Annotated in this window: 24 protein-coding genes; 12 read left to right on the top strand and 12 right to left on the bottom strand. The window is 52.3% G+C overall.

Features of this window, described 5'->3' with window-relative positions; genetic code table 11:
- Positions 1-11 precede the first annotated feature (11 nt).
- On the bottom strand, positions 12-845 hold the full coding sequence (locus tag IFT57_RS05645; RefSeq protein ID WP_163020510.1) for a glycosyltransferase family 2 protein: 834 nt from the start codon (positions 843-845) through the stop codon (positions 12-14).
- Positions 846-1,004: 159 nt separating this feature from the next.
- On the opposite strand from IFT57_RS05645, the gene IFT57_RS05640 reads away from it, so the two are divergent.
- Positions 1,005-1,973 carry a DUF6685 family protein gene (locus tag IFT57_RS05640; RefSeq protein ID WP_122531399.1) on the top strand — a complete coding sequence of 323 codons (969 nt, stop codon included), beginning with the start codon at positions 1,005-1,007 and terminating at the stop codon, positions 1,971-1,973.
- 74 nt (positions 1,974-2,047) lie between these two features.
- Positions 2,048-2,737 (top strand): hypothetical protein, encoded by a 690-nt coding sequence (locus IFT57_RS05635; RefSeq protein ID WP_122531722.1) that lies wholly within the window; start codon positions 2,048-2,050, stop codon positions 2,735-2,737.
- A gap of 23 nt (positions 2,738-2,760) precedes the next feature.
- Here IFT57_RS05635 and IFT57_RS05630 read toward each other — a convergent pair whose 3' ends face one another.
- The 3 genes from IFT57_RS05630 to IFT57_RS05620 all read right to left on the bottom strand — a co-directional run bounded on the left by IFT57_RS05630 (position 2,761) and on the right by IFT57_RS05620 (position 5,678).
- Positions 2,761-3,489 carry a hypothetical protein gene (locus IFT57_RS05630; RefSeq protein ID WP_122531400.1) on the bottom strand — a complete coding sequence of 243 codons (729 nt, stop codon included), beginning with the start codon at positions 3,487-3,489 and terminating at the stop codon, positions 2,761-2,763.
- Between the two features lie 110 nt (positions 3,490-3,599).
- A complete protein-coding gene (locus IFT57_RS05625) occupies positions 3,600-5,093 on the bottom strand; it encodes a flotillin family protein (RefSeq protein WP_122531401.1) in 1,494 nt (497 codons plus the stop codon).
- A gap of 42 nt (positions 5,094-5,135) precedes the next feature.
- On the bottom strand, positions 5,136-5,678 hold the full coding sequence (locus IFT57_RS05620) for a hypothetical protein (RefSeq protein ID WP_122531402.1): 543 nt from the start codon (positions 5,676-5,678) through the stop codon (positions 5,136-5,138).
- A 263-nt stretch (positions 5,679-5,941) separates the two neighbouring features.
- Here IFT57_RS05620 and IFT57_RS05615 point away from each other — a divergent pair, with 263 nt between their 5' ends.
- Both IFT57_RS05615 and IFT57_RS05610 read left to right on the top strand, forming a co-directional pair.
- Positions 5,942-6,670: a hypothetical protein gene (locus IFT57_RS05615; protein ID WP_122531403.1), complete on the top strand. Its 729-nt coding sequence runs from the start codon at positions 5,942-5,944 to the stop codon at positions 6,668-6,670.
- A 58-nt stretch (positions 6,671-6,728) separates the two neighbouring features.
- Positions 6,729-7,022, top strand: a complete 294-nt coding sequence (locus IFT57_RS05610; protein ID WP_122531404.1) for a hypothetical protein — start codon at positions 6,729-6,731, stop codon at positions 7,020-7,022.
- A 38-nt stretch (positions 7,023-7,060) separates the two neighbouring features.
- Here IFT57_RS05610 and IFT57_RS05605 read toward each other — a convergent pair whose 3' ends face one another.
- On the bottom strand, positions 7,061-10,129 hold the full coding sequence (locus IFT57_RS05605) for a hypothetical protein (RefSeq protein ID WP_122531405.1): 3,069 nt from the start codon (positions 10,127-10,129) through the stop codon (positions 7,061-7,063).
- Between the two features lie 164 nt (positions 10,130-10,293).
- Here IFT57_RS05605 and IFT57_RS05600 point away from each other — a divergent pair, with 164 nt between their 5' ends.
- Positions 10,294-10,896, top strand: a complete 603-nt coding sequence (locus tag IFT57_RS05600; RefSeq protein ID WP_122531406.1) for a hypothetical protein — start codon at positions 10,294-10,296, stop codon at positions 10,894-10,896.
- Positions 10,897-10,926: 30 nt separating this feature from the next.
- Here the strand turns inward: IFT57_RS05600 and IFT57_RS05595 are convergent, their stop codons facing one another.
- Positions 10,927-11,535 (bottom strand): hypothetical protein, encoded by a 609-nt coding sequence (locus IFT57_RS05595; protein ID WP_241032722.1) that lies wholly within the window; start codon positions 11,533-11,535, stop codon positions 10,927-10,929.
- Positions 11,536-11,684: 149 nt separating this feature from the next.
- Here IFT57_RS05595 and IFT57_RS05590 point away from each other — a divergent pair, with 149 nt between their 5' ends.
- Positions 11,685-13,304 (top strand): hypothetical protein, encoded by a 1,620-nt coding sequence (locus IFT57_RS05590; protein ID WP_197982725.1) that lies wholly within the window; start codon positions 11,685-11,687, stop codon positions 13,302-13,304.
- Here IFT57_RS05590 and IFT57_RS05585 read toward each other — a convergent pair.
- Positions 13,299-13,997, bottom strand: a complete 699-nt coding sequence (locus IFT57_RS05585) for a hypothetical protein (RefSeq protein WP_122531408.1) — start codon at positions 13,995-13,997, stop codon at positions 13,299-13,301. The two genes, IFT57_RS05590 and IFT57_RS05585, sit on opposite strands and share 6 nt — an antisense overlap.
- 344 nt (positions 13,998-14,341) lie before the next feature.
- Between IFT57_RS05585 and IFT57_RS05580 the strand changes: the two genes are divergently transcribed.
- On the top strand, positions 14,342-14,731 hold the full coding sequence (locus IFT57_RS05580) for a hypothetical protein (protein ID WP_122531409.1): 390 nt from the start codon (positions 14,342-14,344) through the stop codon (positions 14,729-14,731).
- Between the two features lie 12 nt (positions 14,732-14,743).
- Here IFT57_RS05580 and IFT57_RS05575 read toward each other — a convergent pair whose 3' ends face one another.
- On the bottom strand, positions 14,744-15,187 hold the full coding sequence (locus IFT57_RS05575) for a hypothetical protein (RefSeq protein ID WP_241032723.1): 444 nt from the start codon (positions 15,185-15,187) through the stop codon (positions 14,744-14,746).
- Positions 15,188-15,299: 112 nt separating this feature from the next.
- Here IFT57_RS05575 and IFT57_RS05570 point away from each other — a divergent pair, with 112 nt between their 5' ends.
- Positions 15,300-15,596, top strand: a complete 297-nt coding sequence (locus IFT57_RS05570) for a hypothetical protein (RefSeq protein ID WP_241032724.1) — start codon at positions 15,300-15,302, stop codon at positions 15,594-15,596.
- A gap of 2 nt (positions 15,597-15,598) precedes the next feature.
- Here IFT57_RS05570 and IFT57_RS05565 read toward each other — a convergent pair whose 3' ends face one another.
- Positions 15,599-16,309: a Sir2 family NAD-dependent protein deacetylase gene (locus IFT57_RS05565; RefSeq protein WP_192150931.1), complete on the bottom strand. Its 711-nt coding sequence runs from the start codon at positions 16,307-16,309 to the stop codon at positions 15,599-15,601.
- On the bottom strand, positions 16,299-17,255 hold the full coding sequence (locus IFT57_RS05560; RefSeq protein ID WP_192150929.1) for a metallophosphoesterase: 957 nt from the start codon (positions 17,253-17,255) through the stop codon (positions 16,299-16,301). Before IFT57_RS05560 ends, IFT57_RS05565 begins: the two co-directional genes overlap by 11 nt.
- A gap of 160 nt (positions 17,256-17,415) precedes the next feature.
- Between IFT57_RS05560 and IFT57_RS05555 the strand changes: the two genes are divergently transcribed.
- Both IFT57_RS05555 and IFT57_RS27240 read left to right on the top strand, forming a co-directional pair.
- A complete protein-coding gene (locus IFT57_RS05555) occupies positions 17,416-17,925 on the top strand; it encodes a hypothetical protein (RefSeq protein ID WP_192150927.1) in 510 nt (169 codons plus the stop codon).
- 104 nt (positions 17,926-18,029) lie between these two features.
- On the top strand, positions 18,030-18,245 hold the full coding sequence (locus IFT57_RS27240) for a DUF1289 domain-containing protein (RefSeq protein ID WP_192150925.1): 216 nt from the start codon (positions 18,030-18,032) through the stop codon (positions 18,243-18,245).
- Positions 18,246-18,271: 26 nt separating this feature from the next.
- Here the strand turns inward: IFT57_RS27240 and IFT57_RS05545 are convergent, their stop codons facing one another.
- Both IFT57_RS05545 and IFT57_RS05540 read right to left on the bottom strand, forming a co-directional pair.
- The gene (locus IFT57_RS05545) at positions 18,272-18,934 is read right to left on the bottom strand and encodes a 3'-5' exonuclease (RefSeq protein WP_192150923.1); all 663 of its coding nucleotides are present in this window, start codon (positions 18,932-18,934) and stop codon (positions 18,272-18,274) included.
- Positions 18,935-18,993: 59 nt separating this feature from the next.
- Positions 18,994-20,349, bottom strand: coding sequence for a hypothetical protein (locus tag IFT57_RS05540; protein ID WP_192150921.1), 1,356 nt, complete (start codon positions 20,347-20,349; stop codon positions 18,994-18,996).
- 202 nt (positions 20,350-20,551) lie between these two features.
- On the opposite strand from IFT57_RS05540, the gene IFT57_RS05535 reads away from it, so the two are divergent.
- Positions 20,552-20,932 (top strand): hypothetical protein, encoded by a 381-nt coding sequence (locus tag IFT57_RS05535; protein WP_122531417.1) that lies wholly within the window; start codon positions 20,552-20,554, stop codon positions 20,930-20,932.
- Between the two features lie 79 nt (positions 20,933-21,011).
- The gene (locus tag IFT57_RS05530; RefSeq protein ID WP_122531418.1) at positions 21,012-21,365 is read left to right on the top strand and encodes a hypothetical protein; all 354 of its coding nucleotides are present in this window, start codon (positions 21,012-21,014) and stop codon (positions 21,363-21,365) included.
- Positions 21,366-21,369: the final 4 nt, after the last annotated feature.

Below are 21,369 nucleotides of genomic sequence, written 5' to 3'. Positions count from 1 at the left end.
CTTTGCTCCAATCAGTACCAACGACCCAAGGGGCCGCTGTAAGGCGCCGGGATTTTCTTCTGGTCTCCCAGCACGAAGCGATGGTAATCAGCCCCAGGATCATTCGCAATGGCTTCATCAAAGCGAGTGCTCATGGCGAGTCGAGATTCAAAAAGCATTCTCAAGCTTGACTCAAGGTCGGGTGCTGTCAGTTGGCGACACAACTCCTTCAGATTATGCAGGTTCTCTTGATAAGCCGCTGTAAATGTCGCTCCATGCACGGCGCAAAATGAGTCATCATTGAGAAGAAAGTGATAGCCAGCATTCACTACCGGAAGGCGCCCGCCGTTAGAGTGCAGCACCTGCATGGTGGCTATGACGTCCTCCGCTACCACATCTGCAAAACATGCCAGCCAAGCCTTTGGAGCCACAACAGGTACACTGCCATAGAAGCCTGCAAGACCGCTGGCGTTCAGAATGTTTGCTTCGAGGCCGCGCACACGATGTCCACATTCTCGATACTCAGGCCGCACAGCAAAGGCCCGGTGATGCTCAAGCCCCGTGAAGAGGTTGTCCAGGTAGTGATCCTCAATCCAGTCATCGGCATCTACCCACGTGACATGATCGCCCCGTGCAGCGACAAGGGCGCGTGTACGTGCGACTCCAGGGCCGCTTTTCAAACCAGCTGGCGCGAAGACTATTCGGGAGTCAAAAGGCAGCAATGTTTCATAAGACTCTCCATCATCAGGACTGATGACAATTTCAACGTCATGCCGGCTGCCCGCTTGAGCAAGCAGGCGCTGGACAAGCTTGGGCAGCGTGGCGGTGGCCTTGTAGGCTGGTATCAGAATTGAAAGCTGGGTCATGATCAAATCACTTTTCTTTCAATATACCACTATGTCGTGTTTTGTAGTCTATTGGGCTTGACTCTGCCAAAAAGGGCTCTGGCGCAACCTAACGCTGTCCTGTATGTTTCGTCAGTCCGCTGCCAGGCGAAGTTAGCAGCAAACCAGGGGGAGATTGTGATGAAGCAATTGCTTGGAAACCTTATCAGCCGCATCAGGCAGCCTAAGCCCGGCTTTGAACTACTTGAGGACGTGCTCGTCTCGGCTCATCTGCAAGCTGCGTTTGTAGAGCAAACTGAAAATGTCAGTTCTCAATCGGTGCTTAGGTGGGATGAATTTGGTCACGGATCTGCCCTTGACCCGACCTACCTACCTCCAGGACAGGTGCGCGGCTGGGATCGAGCAGGCTACGAGTATGCCGGCAGCTTGATCGACATCCCCGAGATTAGAGCCATGGGTCAGACCTGGTCAGAGGTGTCCCAGTTCGACATATCTGAGGTGTCGGGCCTGACAGGCTCTAAGGGTGATCTTTCCAAGTATCGAACGCTTGATGCGTTCGCCATTGATCGCTGCCAGGATAAAATCTCTGAGCTATCCCCTGAGAAGCTTCAAATCAATCTAGCTCATAACGAAATTCGAATTCTCCAGGATGAGCCCGGTGATTTTTTCATGCGATTCTTGTGGGATGAGCGCCTGTGGCTTTGCAATGCTGGGGGCTCACACCATTTCGCTGCCGCCCGGCACATCGCAATCCGCATCGGCTGCAAGGTGCCCATCACTGGCAGGCTCGTAACGCAGGCCATCAATCCGGTAGCAGTTGGGGGCCTGGGGCTGCGATTCAGAGCCTTTCTGGTGTCTTCTGAAGCCAGGGCGCTGGGGCTATTCAAAAACACACTCAGAACGCTTCAGGTGCCGTATTACACCCTACCTAAAGATGCCCAGCAGCCTCAAGGCCGGGTAATCCTTTTTCCGACCGCTGATGAGCATTCGCTGCGAGCCGCTCAACTGCTGGACAAGCATGGCTTCGTGGATGTGGTAAGCATGCTGCAGTCGATCGTGGCACAACAAACCCTCGTCGGTGAAAGGTTGAAGACTTTGAAACAACCCCCTCATGAGGTTGAGGGCATGCAGGCGCACAGGGCACAATAGTTTTAGAATCCCTCTGCCGGGTGCCAGGTCGCTAAATTACCAGCACCTACCAGGCAGCCCATAGAGTAATGGACATGAGCCAACCCTCCAAGATCCGCCCCAAACACGCGCATCGAGAGCTTTTCGCTTTCACGCCGTTTGCTCACAATACAATCGAGCATTTCCTGAAAACCAAGATGCCAATCAGCATCTTCATGGCGCTTCAGGTGACTGAGCCAGAGATGGTCACTGATTCCAAACTCAAGTATCAGGATCTGGTGCAGGCAATCAACGAGGTTGCTCTGCAATTTGGCTGTGCCCAGGATGATTGCCCCGAAGCTCTGGTAGATCAGGAGATCGATGCAAAAACAGCTTATGGCATCATCCACAGCGCGGCGAGTCGAGCCGCCATGAATTGTGAAACTCGTGAAAAAATGATCAGCTTGGCAGAGCCTCTGGCAGCAATGATCGAGAAGTTGGAGCAATTCGGGGTGATGAAACCTTGTGTGGTCGATTTCATGCCCAGGATGGTGTCGAGCTACAAGCATGTTGCCGCCATGTCATTTCGCCGAACACTGGATGACTTGCCTCTCTTTGACGAAGCCAGGGCGGCAAAACAGGCGTCTATTTCATGTAAGCGAGCCCTGGGCTATCAGGATTTCGATCACCTGCCCACTTACTTCTCCAAACCGCTGTACGAGCATCTGGCAAGAACCCTTGGATCAAGGCATGGGCAGTCTCAAGCCGAAGCAAGGCTCGCGCAGGCCGAGACTTTCAAGCCCTGATTCAGTTTGGTGTGGCCTGGTAGCTATTCGTTTTCAAGCCGCGTTTGCAGGTCATCAAGGTCGATAACCGTGGCAAAATTATCGTCCCATAAATTGAGCAAGTGGCGGATGTCGACATCCTGGCGAGTGTCAAAAATGCTCTCTCCAAAACACGATCCTTCAAGAGGGCTGAACTCGGCCATTATGCTACCTGCAAGGATCTGATGGTCATCGGTCATGATTGCCCTTGCGCTCAGCATTCCGATGGTCTCGAAGGCATCATCGTTATGATGTGCGTAGAAGAAATTTTCGACCTTGGTCTGACCCCCAACAATCACCCAGGCGGTAGTGCGCATGTTGTGGCACATCAGATTGCCAAGCACGGCTACACGAGCTTCGGCGCACTGATCCCAGTATCGACCCTCAACCACAAGATCCCCAGTGACGATCAGGGGCGCTGAGACTTCCAGGTCACCTGCAACCGTAAGGTTTCCGATTACCAAACGCACCTCTGTACCTTCAATTTCGAAATCTGAAAGATCAGAGGCATCACAAATGTAATCCTGCGAAGCATTTGACTGCGAAAGGATCAGTCCAGCAAGATAGAGTCCGCTGCACAACTGGCTATCAGCGAAATTCAATGCGCCTGCCAAGGAAACAGAGCCATCGAATTTGGCTCCAAATGCTGTCTTGTCTGGAGAGGGACACTCAAAGGAAGGAAGGGCTTTAAAAACAGCCTCTAGCTGGCCAGGTTCCGGGAATATGATAGTCATGGTTTGCCTCTTTCTTGTTATTTATCATCAATATATCACTAATCCAAGATTACAAAACCCCAAAGAAAAACCCCGGCTAAGCCGGGGTTTTTTATAAAGATTGCTAAAGCTTACGCTTGCGCGGGCACTGCATCTGCTACCTGGCGGTCACTGACCACTACTGCGCTGCCCTTTGTGGCTGGCGCTGCGTCAGCAGGCTTTGGCGCAGGCAGAACTGCTCCTGGCTGAAGGCTTCCCATGAAAGGCGGCAGGTTGATGCCGGCTTGTTTGGCAAGCTCGTTCAGAGGCGGCAGTGCCGATGCGAAGTTTTTCAGGAAGCCTTGAACGCCACCGTTCCCACCAGCGCCGTTACCGCTATCCCAGACCGTAACCTTGTCGAATTTGATGTTTTTGATAGCCTCGGCATTGATCCGGACGATCTCTTCCATCTTCTCGATCAGCAGCAGATTAGCGGCAGCGATCGGATCGCCACCCGCTGCATCAATGATCTGCTTGTAGCCGGCAGCCTTGGCTTCCAGCATTTTCTGCAGACCAGCCGCTTCTGCTTCAAACCGCAGCAGGGTTGCCTTGGCCTCACCTTCGGCGAGGATGCGAGACTGTTCAGCTTGCGCTTCGGCCTGGATTACCAGCTGTTTACGAGCGACCTCAGCCAAAGGCAGCTGCTCCTTGGAGAGTTCTGCTTCCCGAGCAATACGTTGCTCAAGCGACACCGCCGTGTCGGCTTTGGCGCGTGCCACTTCGCCGCTCTGGTAAGCAGTTGCTTGGCTGACTTTCAGCTGCGCTTCTGACTCAGCCACGAGTGCTTTGGAGGTGTTTTCACCTTGGGCAGTTTCTGCGGCCAGGGCGGCGGTTCGGACAACCTGGTTCTTTTCGGCCTCTTTCTTGCCGATTTCACCCTCAGCCTTTTGTACTGCTACGCTGACATCTCGCTCACGGTTATTGGTCTCAACGCCGATCTCGCCAAAACGTGCCTGCTCACTGACTTCAATATTTGCTTTATTGATTGCTTCGGCGGCAGCTTTTTTGCCCATCGCCTCAATAAAGCCCGAATCATCGGTCAGATCTTTGAGGTTAACGTTAATGAGATTCATTCCGATCTTGTTTAGCTCGGTTGCAACGTTGTCGTTGATCGAGCGAATGAAAGTATCGCGATCGCGGGTCAACTCCTCGATCGACAGGGTTGCAACAGTTGAGCGCAGAGCGCCAATGATGATTTCGGAAGCAGTGATTTGGATAGCCCGATCATCCATTTCCAGCAAATTGCGCACAGCATTTTGGGCCAATGCTGGATCTTTCGAAGCAATTGAAATAGTGAACTGGCTCGGAACGTTGACCCGAATGTTGTTTTTTGAAAGGGCGCTTTCCAGGTTGACTGGGATTGAGATCGGGGCCAGGCTCATAAAGCGATAGTTCTGTACGAAAGGGACAACGAAGCGCCCCCCTCCATGCACAATCCGTGCACCATCGCCGCTACCGGCGCCGAACACGACCATAAGCTTGTCACTGGGGCAGATCTTGTATTGCTTGATGATTGTCATGATGATCACGGCAACGATCATCAGCGGGATCACCCACATCATCACACCAGGGAGGATATCGAACATAATTTGTAGTCCTTGTCTAAGAAAATGGTTAAGCCACAGCCCTTATGCCGGGCGAACGATGACGCTGGAGGGCAGATTCAACTCTGCCAGCACCACCTTGGTGCCGGTGACGATCGGATCTTTAGAAACTGATGTCGCATTGATCTGAAAATCACCCCGTTTGGGGCAAAGAATCGTAACCAACCCGTAGCCGGCATTGTTTGCAGGAATGGTCGAGTAGACCGTTGCATGCATACCGACAGCAGGAGTGAATTCGTCGATCTGGTCATGCGTATTGAGCTTTCTCAATGCCCGCATACCCAGCACGTAGAATGCGACCATGGCCGTGCCGGTGATGACCGTTGCCAATGCTGCGATCGCTTTATCAGTGCCGCCTGCAGTCCAGAACAACCAGCTCCAGCTGTAGCTCATGACAGCCAGCAAAGCCGATTGAATCGACAGAAACTGAAGGACACTGAATCCCTCACCGGAATCGCCGCCGCCCGAATCAGTGTTGTGATGATCACCGAAGAAGCTGGCGAACATCGTATAAAGAACGAATACAACCGTCGCTGCAATCGCAAGCATGAGAATGGGCTTGTCCATTCTGTCACCCTGTTCAATGAGTAGTGCGCCCAGTCGGCAGGTACCGAGGGATGTGATCTTGCGGCGGGATCAGGATCCAGCCTTGGGATTGGCACTCATCATACCTGCATTTTCTTGACTGTCAATATATGTATAAAACGTCATTTGACATCGATAGTTTGTTGCCCGATTTTTACATCAGGTCTTTTCTGGGCCCCGGCGCTTCTCTGCAAGGCAGGAAAATGTGAACATGATGTCCCTCTCACTACTCATGGACACTTGGCATGACCCTCCCCCTGACCAAACTATTGTTGCTCAGCGAAGCTATGGCCCAGATGCCTGGAGTCAAGACCCGATCGACCAAGGATTTGATCAAAAGCTGGGAGCGCAAGACCGGAGGGGTTCGAAGCACTGCCAAAGGCATCAAAGTGCAAAAACGTCAGGCCGTTGTTATTGGCGGTATCACAATCGAGCCGGACGTGCTGTTCGAGATGAATTATTCCGATGGTGCTCAAGGCGGAAAGGACACAGTTTCTCCAAGAGCTGCCAAGATCCTTATCGAGCTGTACCTGTGCGGGCGCCTGGAAACAAAGACAAAGCCGGTAACCCTGGAGGGTGTAGGGCAGGAACTCATCGAGTATTCCAAGTCTAAGCTGAGCCTCAAGGAAATCCTGAATGCTGGAAAGGCTGAAGAAAACCGCAAGCGCGAGGCTAGGCTGGCTCGACTCAATCGCCCTCTAGACCAAATCCGCGAACCCGAATTGACCGAATCTTTTCTGCACGATCTGTTTCTGCACCACAAGGTTTCTAATGGAGCGATGACGGTTGCTGGGCTAGAAATCTCCAAAACCCTAACCCGCTCAAGCAGCAATTCTGGCAAGAGCCATGATTGGAACGAATCGTTTTCATGGACAGGCTCCAATGGCGAACCTAACCACATTGCAAGCCAAGGAGCTTTCAGCGCCAACAGGCGTAACGATGCAGATCGCAACTGGGGGTTGGGCCCTGAATAATGCCCGCACTGGATTGAAATCCGCTAGAATCCCGTCAATCACAGAACAGGATCACATCATGCAAATCTGCCCTGGCCAACTGAAGGTCTACCCTCTTGCCGGCGAAGAGGAAGAGCTTGCAGATCTTGCTCTGGATTTGTTCGAAAATGCAGTGATCGTAGTGGACAACGAAGGGCATAAAGCGCGGCATCGGTTGCTCGCGTCCGTGGAAGTCGATGTCGATGTCGATAAAAAGCAGGGTTGCATCGAAATCCTTTTCAATGAGGCAGCCTTGAGAGTGGCTGAGCAGCCTGGGCACGAGTATCACGATGTGATCAGACTGCTCCTGCAAAGGGCTGAACTACAGGCTTGACCTGATCGAACAAAGCCATTGGGCACTCTGGGGCAGTACTACCCAGACACCTCCACTCTGATGCCGTAGGCCAGGCACCTTTGGACGAAATGTGAATTGTAGGCTGGGCGCACTTTAAGTCGTACGCACGCAATGTGCTGATGGGCGACCAGCAGAGACAGGTCGGCCCTGGCCAGCAATACAGTTGCACCTCCAGAGGGTGTTAGCAGCCTCTCTTTCTCGAAGTCCTCTGCATCCCAGTCAAATACATCACCCCCTACCGGGCGGGAACCAGCACAGACAAGGTTTGGATCACTGGAAAATGATGGCTCATGCATGATGACGCTCGAAGAGTGATTTCCTTTGGACATCTGGCGGGAGCACTCAATCGCATAGGCCACCTGAACAACCTCTCTTGCCTTGTCTCGAATGCTTAACTGAAGATTGATTCTTTTGCAGCTTGCGGGTCGACGCTCACAGATTTGGTAGGCGCTTAGCAATGAGCACATCTGCGCAGGCGATTGCAGAAACAATTCAGATGCCCCAAACGTGGTTGCGTACTGCAACGTCATCGTATCTTGCACACCGCTATCTGAAAGTCCCTTGCTCAACGCTATTTGATCGACAATCAAGGCCAGGCGAGCAAGGAATAACAAGTGCCAGCTACTGAATATACGCGCAGGATTACTGATCATCTGCTCATGCGCTTTACCTATAAGCCAAGCAAGCACACGCCACGGTGCTGCAAAAGACATTGCAGTGATCCACGTACCGATGCGAGTGGGGCGCTCGAAAATATTCCCTTGATGGTGCAGGTAGTCAATACCCACTACTGCTTTGCTCATGAATCCTAGTGCGGCATCCGTTGAAACATCGATCAGACCATTGAGCGCAGATTCGCAATAGCCAACCTGATGAAAGCCTCTGTGATCTCCCACGAGCGTTTGCTGACGCATTACCTGCAACCACACCACCTTGCCATGCTCGACACCGAACTCGGCCAGGAAATGCCCTTGCAGACGCCTGTGCAATGCCAACACGCCCTGATGTAGAGGGCATAGTGAAGCGGTGAGCGCTTCCCGGCTCAAGAATTGTTGAATCACTTCTGGATCATGACCCGACGTCACGCCTTCTGCCCGCTTAGAGGTTTCGATCACATACCCAATGTGACCATGAAAATCGCGTACAGACGAAACGGCGCCAGCGGTCTCAAAATCCAGGTAAGGTTGTACGACAAAACCCGGCTTTCGGCCCGACTCGATCATTTCTTGCCAGGCAACGGCAACCCTGTCGAAGTCATACGGGTTTTTGGCAACAACACTCGAAAATCTGCCGCTATCGCCACTTTCCAGGTTTTCTCCAGAAGCGCACGATCGGAATATCAGCGCAGTTGTTGATGCACCCATGAGTCGGTTGAAGACTCGCTGATTGAATTTGTGCAGTTGCCGAGATCTCGGAACATCAAATCCTGCACGATTAAGCCAGGTGAGTCCTGAAGCCTTGGAGAAGGGCTTGTTCCGGGGCGAGAGCAGTACAGCCAGCACCAATTGAGCCGTGGACACCAGCACACAGACCTCGAAAATATCCACTGTCAGGTCATTCGGAATGTAGCGCGCAAAGAAATTGAGAAGCAACATAACGCCCAAGTTAGCCACCCAGGCGAGCATCACCAGCCATCGCCGTTCGGCGTACAAAAAGGCACCAGTGATCATAACGAAGATCAGAGAAAATATCGAGGAGACCCAGGCTGAAGAGGGTTTTCCATCCGCCCCTTTGATGTGTTGACTAAAAGACAGGAGCAAGCTGTCGGCCACCCTTTTCAAGGGGTCTCCCACGTAGATATGCTCCTTATCCAGGGAGGTGATGCCTACGACCGGATAACCCTGGTCTGCCATGAGCCCAAGCATCAGCTTGGTGTAGAAGGCGGTCGACTTGTCGGTATAAATGCCTACGAAGCGGCGCCCTTTGGGCAAGGGATGTTCTTTGATGTAGGCTGCGATTTGATGAGGCAGCATGCCTTCAACGGGTAGGAATATCGCTTCGCAGTTCTCCCTAAGGGTCTCGGGGAACAGCATGCCTGTGTTCATTTGCCCGTCAAAGGCCATAACAAACGACGTGTCGTTCTTGCAAAGAAAGTCGATGTCAGCCAAATCCAAGTGTTTGTTTGACCCTCCGAAACGGCTGGCCAAGGTGTCAATGTTACCCTTTGTTTTAGCCTGCTCATCGTAGTAATGGACGGACAGATCTTTGATTCCCTGGCTCTGAAGGAAATTGAACATGCCTCGATCAAGATCCTTGCCTGGGTAGTCATAGAGCTCAAGGGAGAGGTGCAATCCTTGATCCTGGTACCCTTTGAGTACTTCGATGCCACCCCCATTAGGCATCATGAGCTCATGCAGATCGATCATTCTATCCTTGGAATTGTAGGGAAACCCTGAAAAACGCATGAAAAATCCGGGGCCCATGACGCCGATACGTGCACATTTTGAATTGGGTTGGCACTCTTGAGTGCTCAAAGCCGGGAAATCAGCTCGCTGGGCGTAGGATTCCAGCACGCCGATCAACCCTCCTTTGAGCCACCGTGTCTGGGTAGCATTGGCGATAGTCTCAGAAAGCTCTGCCCCGGCACTGACCAGAATGGTGTCCTTGGTCAAAAACCTCTGGTTACTGAGGACAAACTCGGCCTCAAAGCCGTTGCGCCAGGCAAGCCCCCCATCGTTGACAAAAAGCACCTTTGATTGCGTGGAGAATAATTCTGGATACGCCACTTCTTTGGTGAGATCGGGAGCTGTCATCCTGACGTTGCGAATGCTGTGTACACGCTCACCCAGCATGCCCGCCAGCCTGTTTTCCTCAAAAGAATAGGTGTCTGTCACGTAATCATAGGGCGCATAAACCAGCCAATAGCCACCCAGAATGCTGAGTGTCGTGGCCGCTATGGCGATTTTGCTACGCATCAATCCGGCCAACATGGCAAGCAGATACGGTAAAATGACAGCTCCTCCACCCGCTGCAATGAAAGGAAATGCCTGCGCACAGCCTGGCAAAAACGCGATGAGTGCGACTGAAAATCCGGTCAGCCAGGTAGACAGATAACGACCATAATTGGCCGAAACGAAAAGCGACATGAGAAAGGACTGCCCAATGAGATCAGGGGATCATAACCTCAGCCTGTCAATATGTCGATAAAGCGGTGATCGGGGACGCTCAAGTTTCATGAAATCTTCAAGAACCGATTGTGCGCCAATTTCTTTAGCCCTATATTGGCCTTGAGCCTGGAGGATTTTTACCTATGCACGATAAAAATCTTGAAGAGATCCATGACAACAACGCTGTACCCGCCTTGTTGCTCGATGGGGTTATCTCAATCGACGAGGTACTACAGGGTATCCGGCTGGGTCAGTACACCAGCAGATGGCTAGTGGAGCAAATGTTCGGCCTAGCTCAGATCAGACCCATGAAGGGAAAGAACAGGCAATGCTCCCTGGCGGAGTCGTCCTTCGACACGCCGCAGGCGCTGGCGGCTATGCGTTGTCTCGAAAAGCTGATTGAATCCCCAGTTTCTCGTGAAGGCCTGGTCAACTATATTTGGAAAAGTGTGGGCTGCCGTCATAGTGGCTGGGTTGAAAAAATCGCTGCAAAACTTTCCTACAACGCAGTGCTTGCTCTTTCACTCGGTAAACCACAGGGGCCACCCTTCATTCAAGGGCTCAACCTGCCAAGCAAAGCCCTGATGAATCGCATTGGGTGTATTCCTGACCAAGCCATGGTTGCTTATGCCACCCAACATGCTTGCTTCATCAGCCTCTACCACCTGACACACAACAAGGCCGTACTGGCTGCTGCAAGCTCAGTAGATAGGAACAAAATCCTTGCCGGCGACCTGGGATTATAAAGCAGCCCCCTTCGGGGAAGGGCGACTCTCTCAAGGCTCAAGCCCCTGCCCTTTGCGCAGGTTTTTCTCCATCCACCACTCCCGCGTGAGCTCGCCTTCTCTTGGCTGACGGTAGGGATTTTCAACCTTTGCATCTGCTATTTTGCCCTCAAACGATTCCCAATAATCTTGAATATCCTTCATCAGCTTGAGACCGTTCTTGAAGGTCATGTAGACATGCGGCTGAACTATGGAGGGAGGTATGTAGCCATCTATACCTTGCTCCCCGCGCCACATGTTGCGGTACGTGCACCACAACAACGTGCCATCTTGCTGCTCCAGGTAATCATCGAGCTTTTTGACATAGAAATCTCTCTCTTCTGCCGACTCAGGGGTCAAATGGGCACAGAAGTCCTCTGCAGCAGCTGATCCGGAAAATTCATGGGCCACAGGGCGTTGGAGCAAACGTATATCGATGACGAACCAATTACTCGAATCTGCCATCTGCTGCAGTGAAGCAAGAACTTCTCGTGGCGCGCTTGGATCTTCCCTGTCAATGACAAGAGAAACCTGGCCTTTTCTGCGAATTGTTCGAGTGCGCATTGTTTTTTCCAATTTGAAATTGATTGCTGCTCTACTCTGACCATCTGGCTTCGCCACTGTCAACGCCTTGGTAGAGGTAACGTGGGATATGATACCCAATATTATCGAATAACGATCTAGACAGGCTTTGGATAAATCCTGACCCTGTTGAGTGCCGTTGTTCGCCCAGGATATGCTGAAGGAAAAGGGGTTTCTCAGTGGCTAAGATGCTCAAAAGCATGTCCCCAGAACATGCTGAAAAACTGGTAGGAAAAAAACAGTGGTCAGAACTTCTGTCACTGTGGCAAAGCGTTGAAGGTGATGAGGGCTCCACCACCCTCTTCGAAAACCTGGCTCGTCGATGGGAGAGGAAATTCCAGTCTCTCTCAAAAGAAAAAACGCCAGGGCAAAAATATACCTTTGACCCTGCCAAAGCGGCTGACGAAAACATCGGCACTAAATCCCTGCACCGCTTTTCAACTCCGATCGACCTGGACATGTCTGCACTCCTCCAGGCCGAGGGGGTTGACCGGGAAAGGATGTATGTCTATTCCCATGCAGAGAAATCAGGCACTTTCTCGTACGATACGACCCAGCTGGTTGAGATGAGCCTGTGGGGAATGATTGGTATGTCGTCGTCTACAGATCCTGCGCTGACCCTTGATCGCTTGCTCAGCAACATGGCTCCTCACCTGAAGAGAATGCGTCAAGACACCGGCAAAGCGGTAAGCAGAATCAACGAAATGAGGAAAACCCCGAATTTCATTGAGTACATGCGAGAGTGGTTCCCAAGCTTCTACCTGGACGGCGTAGCGGGCTTGTCAAACCTTGCTGAACACGAAGATTGCCAACTGATCCTGGACATTACCGGGCTGTCGCAAACTGGAGATCTGGAGCCAGATCACTGGTGCAACGTGGACATGTCTCGCTTTCGCAAAGCCAGTGAACTTTTGATACTGGATGTGGCTGATAATTACAAAGGAAATCAACAACCACCGGCCCAATCCAAAATTATGTATACCGAACAGATGGCTGGTGCGCTGACGACACTGCCGGCCCAGCTACTCCTCCTTCAGGGTGTTGATCCAGAGAGAGTCATGAGGGGCGTGCGTTCGCGTGTGGAATATCTTTTTTCCCAGACCGTCGACTATCCGGGCAAGGAAGGCGTCAGGGATAGTCTCTGCAAGCTTCCATTCTTTCTGTACCCGGAATATTGGGATGATTTTGGCATCTCCACTGGGGACTTCCTAGGCCTGGATGTGCGTCGTGAGGATCCAAAGGCCGAAGTTTCATCCTCACACATGGCCGTGACTTACTACGGGCTAGGTGCCCATCGCCATAGCGATAAAATCATCGCGTTCAGTGAGGCTGCTGGCATTGACCTGGCAGACCAGGAAAACATTTTCCGACTGGGCTTCGGTAATCACCTACCCTACTCGCTTGCTGCTGTGAGTGAGGAGGCGCTAGACGAGCTCATCGGGGTGTACGCGGCCCGAAGATGGTCATATCCTACCTTTGTGAGCCGCGATGTCTCTTGCCACTATCTGGAGGCCTACAGCGATCGACAAGCATCACAACTGCTCGTCAAAGCGATCATGAGCCCAGCCAACGCATTTCGCTCCGATGGAATGACCCAGCAGGGCAAATTGAGGGATGCTTTTATCGACCGTCTCCTACTGTCAAAACCTGATCTGGTTCAGGCGGCGTTTCACGAGGTCACGCTTGGCTCCATCCAAAAGAAGTATCTTCCAAAACTGGATAAGTATGGGCACCCCTACTTCCGCGACCTTCCCAAGCTACCCCAGCGATATCGTGACCAGCACTTCGCAACAGATTTGGGGCTATGAAGCCATTGCCTCAATTTGTTCCTGCAGGTGCGCAAGCTGAATCTCGGCAGCTTGTTTGAATACAGAGGCCCCATGTTCGCGTTCCGCATAATCGGTTGCGTCTGCCTCTGTATCAAAGGGCCTGCTCAATAGAGCGCTTACACCCTCCCTGCCCTTGCCCATGACAAACCATTGGCCAATGCTGTAGCCCTGTTCGGCTTTGAGAGTATCGTTCAAATCAGATTCTCTGGCCTTGCGAACGACACACTGAGGCTCGATAGCATGATCAATCGAGCCATCTGCCCGTAGATCCTGGGGCAGATATCCCAGCAACGTGTCGATGATCTCATCGGTATGGATGTCAGGTGTTTCATCTGGCTGAGCCAGGCTTTCTTGTTGGGTTTTGAAGTCAGCCTGAACCTTTTCGAGAAAATCCTGAGCCTCCGCATCAGATAGCGGCACCTCGGATGTCACGATACTGAAATTCTCCATCCAAGAGCGACGCAGCAGGGAGCCCTTGAGTATCTTGTCCAGGCTCTTAGACCCAATTGCGCCCTTGTAGGTCTTTGTGAGAAACAGGATGCCTGTCACCCGCTCACCGCTTACAACGCCAGCTTTTTCGTAGTGATCGAGCTTGTCACGCAACCACTTGCGGAAATTGAGGGGTGTTGCAACGAGGCATGGATTAAGTAGAACGACACGTAAAGGGTTCACTGGCTAATCTCCAGATGGAAGCCGGCATAATTCGGTTTTCCATTATATTGACTGACCGGTTTTTTACAACACGAAATTTCAGCACCCAGATTCGTTCTGGCTGAGCTACCTGGCACGATGGCCTCGGACAAACGCCACCTCTCCTGATCAACCTTTGCGATGTATGGGGGGAGGCCTTTTGCCCAATTAGCGAATAACGATCTAAGGTCTGAGGGGCAATGTCACCATCCTCCTAAGCTATTCAGACCAAGGGCATTTGTACTGGCCTTGTGACACTTTACCAAGATGGTTGCGCAGTGAGAGAATTAGGCTATTGGAGTGCAGCTGACATCAGGGCCGTAAAAATGGAATGTTTCACTGAACACGTCGTCATCGAGAATCGTCATGGCGACCCCGTAGGGGTTCACAGAGTCCGCATCTCGGATAGCGCAGGAAAAGCCCAGGCTGATCAGGATCAGCGTAGCCTTTATTGGTTTGGGCAGAGAGAGCTCAAGCGCCTGTCTGCTGCCCTGAAGGGCTCAACCAACTGGCTGATGGATTGTCGGATTCCCAGGTTCTGCGAAGTCAAGGTTCCGGCCTCCTACGAAGCTGAAGAAGCCATCTTCCCCATGCACAAGGACGTACCTGTGCACTTTCACAAAAACCTGGAAGAATTTTACAAATCAGTCGGCTACGACAAGAAGAACAAGCGCTACACGCTCGAAACCATCGAAAGCAGCGCCCCCTCCCCTTGATTTTCGTGACACCTACATGCCCATGGCGAGGTCAGGTGTCATGTCTATCTTGCTACGCCTATCTGCCATCTCGTGCAGAAAATACTCCTGAAGATGCTGACGCACCTCACGCTTGCTCTGGTTGTTTTGCAATGCAATGGTGTCGTGCAACATGACGCCATAAGCATCATACAGATCACCATTGCGGTTGATCTTGAGGACAGCTACCCGCATCTCATCCGGACTTTCGCCATCGGCGATATCCGAAGCCATGGCTTCGTTCGCTTGATCTTCGCTGGAGTGAAGTAGGACGCCGCTATAGTCAAAGCCGCGTTTGAGGGTTGCGCTGGACATGGCAAAGGAGCGATCGCTGGAATTACCGTACTCAACTGTATAGACCACTAGTGAACTGGACATTGCTGGAGAAACCCTTGTTATTGTTGGAATAAGCCTGTGCCATTTGGCGATATGATCCATTATATTCATCGACCGACCCAGGTCGGCAACCCTGCATGCCTCTGTATGCCGCAGGGTTGAAAAACGTCAAATTTTCGGTATGTTATCGCTCAAGTCAATGAGAGAGATACCCGTGCCCAGCCACGACATCCAAGAGATCCTGAGCCCGAGCGACATGCAAGATGACTTCAGCCGTGAGCTCGTGAGCAACGATGACTTTGGGTTTATCGGAGCGAAACTGCTTTCTGACGGCACGTACGTGGGCGTCAAGCGCCTTTTTGCCTCCGTTGCCATTTGCATAGGTATCGACGCGTTCACTTCGTACAGAAGGCGCTATTGCTACCAGAACCTATCGGATTGCCTGGCGAATTACGAAAAGCTGGAAAGATTCTCCACCATTCCTGAGGGCTGGATTGCCACCCGACCATAGTGTCAGGGCCTAAATTTCTCACCTCGAAGCCAACTCCCGATCACCAGGGGCACCAGACTGGATGCCCTGCCCCGCAAAAATCTGTAACCGAACGGAATCTTTGCCACAACCAGGCCGATGATCAGTTTTTCAGCATGGAACCTGGCATGCTTCAACAACCCTGCAGCGGGCATGACATTGAGTGAGGTACCAATCACCAAGACTTTGCCGGCAGTCTTCAGGTGTCCGATAGCATCACCCAGTTCTCCCAATTGCTCGCCGAACCAAACGATATCGGGACGAATTTGTCCGCCATTAGGGCAGAGATCGCCAAGGGCTATGGGTCGGGTCTGATGTTGACGCACGCTGGGGTCGAGCGAGCTTCTTGATTTCAAAATCTGTCCATGAAGATGTAACACTTGCGAGGATCCAGCCCTTTCATGGAGATCGTCAACGTTCTGGGTAATTACGACAGTTTCGAAGCGTGCTTGAAGTTCAGCGATGGCCAAATGTGCCCTATTCGGCTCTGCGCACATGACTTCGTCCCGACGCTGGTTATAGAAGTCCAGCACCAGCCCTGGGTCTCGTCGCCAGCCACCGATGGAGGCCACGTCCTCAACCCGGTGATTAGCCCAAAGGCCGTCTCCATCTCTAAAGGTTGCAAGGCCACTTTCGGCACTTACGCCCGCACCTGTGAAGACCACTACCTTGTTTGTATCGATCTCAGGTTTCAAGGTTCATCACCTTCAGGAGGTTATCAAGCATCGGCTCAACAGGAGTGCCTTGGAAGCGGCGCCTGATGTACATCACATAGTCACCCCGATCCTTGGGCTTCTCGAACAGAATCCCCGTCAGAGCGTTATTCATTTCCAGGAGTAGATGAACATCATCATCCATGCGCCCCAATTGACTTGTCACCGCCTCAAGCGTTGAGGGTGATTCCAGATGACGCTCGACTGCATGGGCTTTCAAGTGAGGCATATCCTCAAACAGAGCAGGCTTGCCGTTTACATAGATGGTGTCCTCTTGCACGCAATAGATGGCAAGAGGTTTACCGTTGCCTGTGGTGCAATCTAGCGCCAACACATTATCGAGTCGCTGGGGGATAGGCAAATAGGTGTGGCCGATGCAAACCCTCCAAATACCCTCAACTCCTGAGCGCTGATGCCTGGTTACGCGCTCACGCTGCCAAAGCGCCTTTTCTTTGATCCCTGGGAACGCAAGTGCTTGAACGAACTCATTCCAAGTCATCGCGCTGGGAACATTCGCATGAACTACGCCAACCAAGCCTTGTTCAGTTTCGATCTCGATTGCGTAAGGAAGGACGTCGAGCCTGGCGCCGACCATGTCCTGTGATTCGTCGGTTAGGGTCATCCACCAGCCTGCCCCATGTTCGCTGTAGACCCGCTTGGCTTTCCAGGCGTCGATGATCATTTGCTCGTGGTTTCCGCGAAGCAAAAACACCCAAGGCTTTTCCAGAAGCGCCAGCCCTTCTCGCCAGTTTGGGCCACGATCCAACAAATCACCGCCGATGATCAGGCGATCAACTTGCGGATCGAAGCCCAGCAAGGCCAATCCCTCCATCAGCTTGTCCACCTGAAAGTGGACGTCCGTGACGACGAAGCAACGCCCCTTGCGATTGATCGAGAGGCGTTGAACTAGGATAGGGGAATCAGCCATTTAGTGGATCCTTGAGTGCTGCAGCCCATACGTTGAGGCGCTGTGTGCCCGCGTCGAGTAGCGAATTCTATCGTTGAATGATACCATACAATTAAGCAGATAATCGCGTGCAAAAGCCTCGGATTTGCTGCGTCAACCCCACATTTGCTTGAGGTGCTTCTTGGATATTTCGCAGTTCTACATTGGTTTGGTTTTCAACAGTGGAGGGGGTTTCGAATACCGCTGCACCGACGTAGGTACCCGCACTGTACTAGCGGTTTTGTTGTCCGGCATTGACCCGGTTTTTGTGGAGGGCCCGCCCTACATTCAAACAGAAGAGGTCTTTTCAGAACACAGCCTCAAGCGCTGTTTTCTGACGGTAGCAGATGCCCTGGTTCACACTCAGGAAGCAGATGCACACCACCCCGGTTTCACCACCGAGGAGGTCAAGAGGATGATGGCAGCGCGCTTTGCGCCTGAGATTCAGTCGTATCCTCGCAAGAATCTGCTCAAAGCCAATCGCGATCTGGAGTCTGATGTGGCACATCCTTACGCTATCTCACACGAGGAAAGCGGCATCGTTGTTCATTACCTGACCCTGAAAACCAAGCAATTTGAGACGATGGAAGAAGTAAAGTTTGCACGACTTCCTCTGACAACCCCTGACTCCCTAAAGGCAAAAATCTGCTGATGCGTAGCTGCTACAGAGTTGTGCAATTTATCTGTTATGCGTGACGGCTGATTGCTATCAGCCCCTTCCACCTGGGATACTGGATTTAAAAAGAGGACATTGCAATGAGTATCCTGGGGCGCCCTAACAAACCTGATTCTACACCCTGCGTTGGCATCTGTAGCCATAACACCGGAGGTGATGTCTGCAAGGGTTGCGGGAGGACGGTGAACGAAGTCTATGAATGGCTTGGGATGAGCAGCGAACAGAAGATTGAGGTCAAGAAACTTGCCAAAGCAAGGCTCAGCCCCCAGGGCCTTGGAACCGAGCTTTCAATGTAATTGCTGGATGTAGCTCTGCATGGCCGTCAGGCTATTAGCTGATTGTGCTCGATGCGTAGCTGATGAAAGACGGCTGCCACATTGCGTGAATCGTCGATGCCCCGATGGTGCGTCCCAGACCATGACAAGCCCAGATCGAGTACTGCGTTTTTGAGGCCCATTGCCCGACAGCTCAGGACTTTCCAGTGCCATTTTTTAAGATTGGTGTGTTGAAGATCAAAAAGCATCGCCTGGCAGTCATGCAAAGCTGCATCCTGGGCCAATTGCTTAAGGTCATAGGCGCCCCAGCTCCCCCACATGATTCCATCAGCCCTGTAAGGCTCAATAAAATCTGAGAGTTCTTTCGAAACCTCAGCGTACCCCTGTGCCTGATCGACGTCAGCCTGTGTGATGGTCGTTAACCCTATGCAAAATTCAGTTAATTGAGGATGAAGCGTAGGCTTCACAAATCGACAGAACTCGCCCACGATCGCATCGTCATCCCAGGTGTCGACAACAACGGCACCTACCTCAATTGTCTCCATCTCGGCCACCGGTATCAGGCCAGGAAAAGACTGCGCTTGCTCCTCGCTCAGGCCTTCTGGTAGCTCATTGCACGTCGCTTCAAGATCAACGCATAACAGATATCGATAAGGCCGCATAAGCTCCAAAAGCTCTAGCATCTTTTGAGGTTTGCGTATTCTGCTCATTCTGAAACCTTGCCTACAAAAAAGAAGTGGAGCCTAAGCTCCCCGCCATATTGCGTTAATCAGTAGCGCCAGACAAGGTCTAGGCTCAGACGCTGATCGTCCTCAAGATTTCTGGACATCACGCTTTTGTTGTACGAGGTCTGGATACTCCAGTCATGGTAGCCGACGTCTACGCCTACACGAGCCGACATCACAGAGATATCCTGGTCAATGGCGGTTGTGATATCTGATCCGTTCAAGCCAGCGCTGGCAGAAATGACAACCCCATTGAGGTTGGCCAGGGAGCGGCTGACTTGGGCCTCATAACTGAAGCCCTCATAGCCCGAGTAAAGACCACTTTCATGGCTGCTACCACGACCTGCGCCGCCAAGGCCAAAGCGCTCGGAGGACGGCATGTCTTTGCTGCCCTTGAATCCGGTGGCGTGCAAATTCAGAACTAGGCCCTGAGGGAGAATGATGGAGGTGCGCGCATCTGCCTCACCTGACCAAAAGTAAGGATTGAGCGTCCCCATCAGCGGGATTAAGTCGTAATCGCGCTTGCCATCCAGGCCTTTGGTCAGTTTGAGATAGGTGTCGACCCCAGCGAAGGTGTAGCCCACCTTCCCCGAGTAAGTCATGAACTGCTGCTTCTCGTCGATACCATAGGCGCCGAAGTCTTGCTTGCGGTCTGTGTAGGAAAGCTGGTGGCGCAGAGTCAGAGATGGCAGCAGGTATTGGGTAAAGCCCAGGCTGAAGCGATTGGTGGTACCGCCAAGGTCATACAGACGCGCAGTTCCGCCTGAGGTATTTTCAGAGTACAGGTACTGAGCATCGAAAACGCCGTACTGCGTGGCTTTCTCCAGGGAGAAGAATGCCGACTCGTATTTTCCGCCTTTGGACTCAGGACGCAAATCCGCAAAACCATGAGTCAAGCTGGTCGTCAGCACGTAACCCTGGCCAAGCAGCTGGCGGTGATACCAGGACAGGATGTCCCGACCACTGATGTCGGGGCCTGAATTGGAAAGCATTACTGCGCCACGGTATGGCTTCTGATCGTAGGGTTTTGCCTTCAGGCGCAGGGTGTAGTTTTCGTTTGCCGAGTCAACAGCGCTGGCGCTAACAGCCAAGCCCTGACCTTCGTTTTCAAGAGCGCGAAGCAGGAGAGGGCTGTTCAGATTGTCTGCGTCGCCTTTAAGGTATTCGGCATAGTCGCCTTCGATGACAGCCGGCTTGTCGATGACAACCTGTTCACCATTACTGCGCACATGGAGGCGAGCAAAGGGCTTACCGGTAGTATGCAAGCAAGCCTCCGCCTTTAGGGTGTCTGGCTGTGCGAGGCATTTCGCCTCATCGACGGTGCCGGCAACAGCATACTGAGAGAGGCCTGCGAACAAGCACGCGCCAGCAATGGCGGACAAACGAAACGGCTGAGACATCGGGACACCTTGTCTTTTCTGGGGGGCCTTGCCTGCCTTACACAGGTCAAGTTGATGATTGCGCGTATATTCCCGTAGATCTGACATGCTGTCAATATATGGCTTATTCGACTTGTGAACAGCCAGGTGTTTGCAGCGCGCTCTTGAACCGGTGTCACAGCGACCCATAAGATGGAAACATACCCTCTGCGGAGCAATCATTATGACCACCAAGACCTGCCTTGTCGTAGCCACTCCCATCGTGAATGAAAAAGACCTTCACGCTTACGACATCGGCGTGCCTGGGGTTTACCTTGTTTCAGGCATAGATCCGAGGCAGTCCGATGACGTGGTATGCGAAACCGCCCTTGAGTCATTTCACAACCGTGAAGCCATCAAGGTGCTCGAAGATTTTTCCATCAGGGTTATCGATGCCGACACAAGGGTTGAGCTCAATCCGTCATCCCACATCATGGATTCGGTAGAGGTTGTTGACTGCAGCAAGCTCAGTGATGAAATCCCGGAATGGATCGTAAGCCTCCTGCACACGCCATCACCTCTTCCTGTGGCGAACCTTCGCCATAACACCTACGACCCCTATTAAGAGACACCCGGAATCCATTGCATTCAATTGAACCCTTAATCGTGGCCATGCTGTAATACTGAGAACACAGGAGAGCACCATGTCCATTATTGATGGAAAAACGGCTTCGGATCTACTGAGCAACTGGCTTGCTTATGAAAAACGCAATAGCCATGCCATGGAGACGGTGGGCAGATCGCCTGGTGGCAAAAGCTTTAGGTGGAATGTAGGCCCCTCAGGATGGCGTCTCAATCTCTCCGAATCCGGGAGTTCGCATCGGGAGATCAGCGATGGGGAGCTCGACCAGGTAATCCAGGCCATCGAGACGCGTGCGTTCAGCATCTCTGGGTACGATCTGCAGATGTCCCTGCCTATTTCCTTGTATGGCCAGGATCAAAGCACGCTGAAGCGCCGGCAGCGATCAGTCGCCACTCAACAGGAAATGGCTTGCTGATGTC

This window comes from Pseudomonas sp. CFBP 13719 (genome assembly GCF_014842095.1).
Classification (GTDB): domain Bacteria; phylum Pseudomonadota; class Gammaproteobacteria; order Pseudomonadales; family Pseudomonadaceae; genus Aquipseudomonas.
This window is presented reverse-complemented; position numbering and strand designations above follow the sequence as displayed.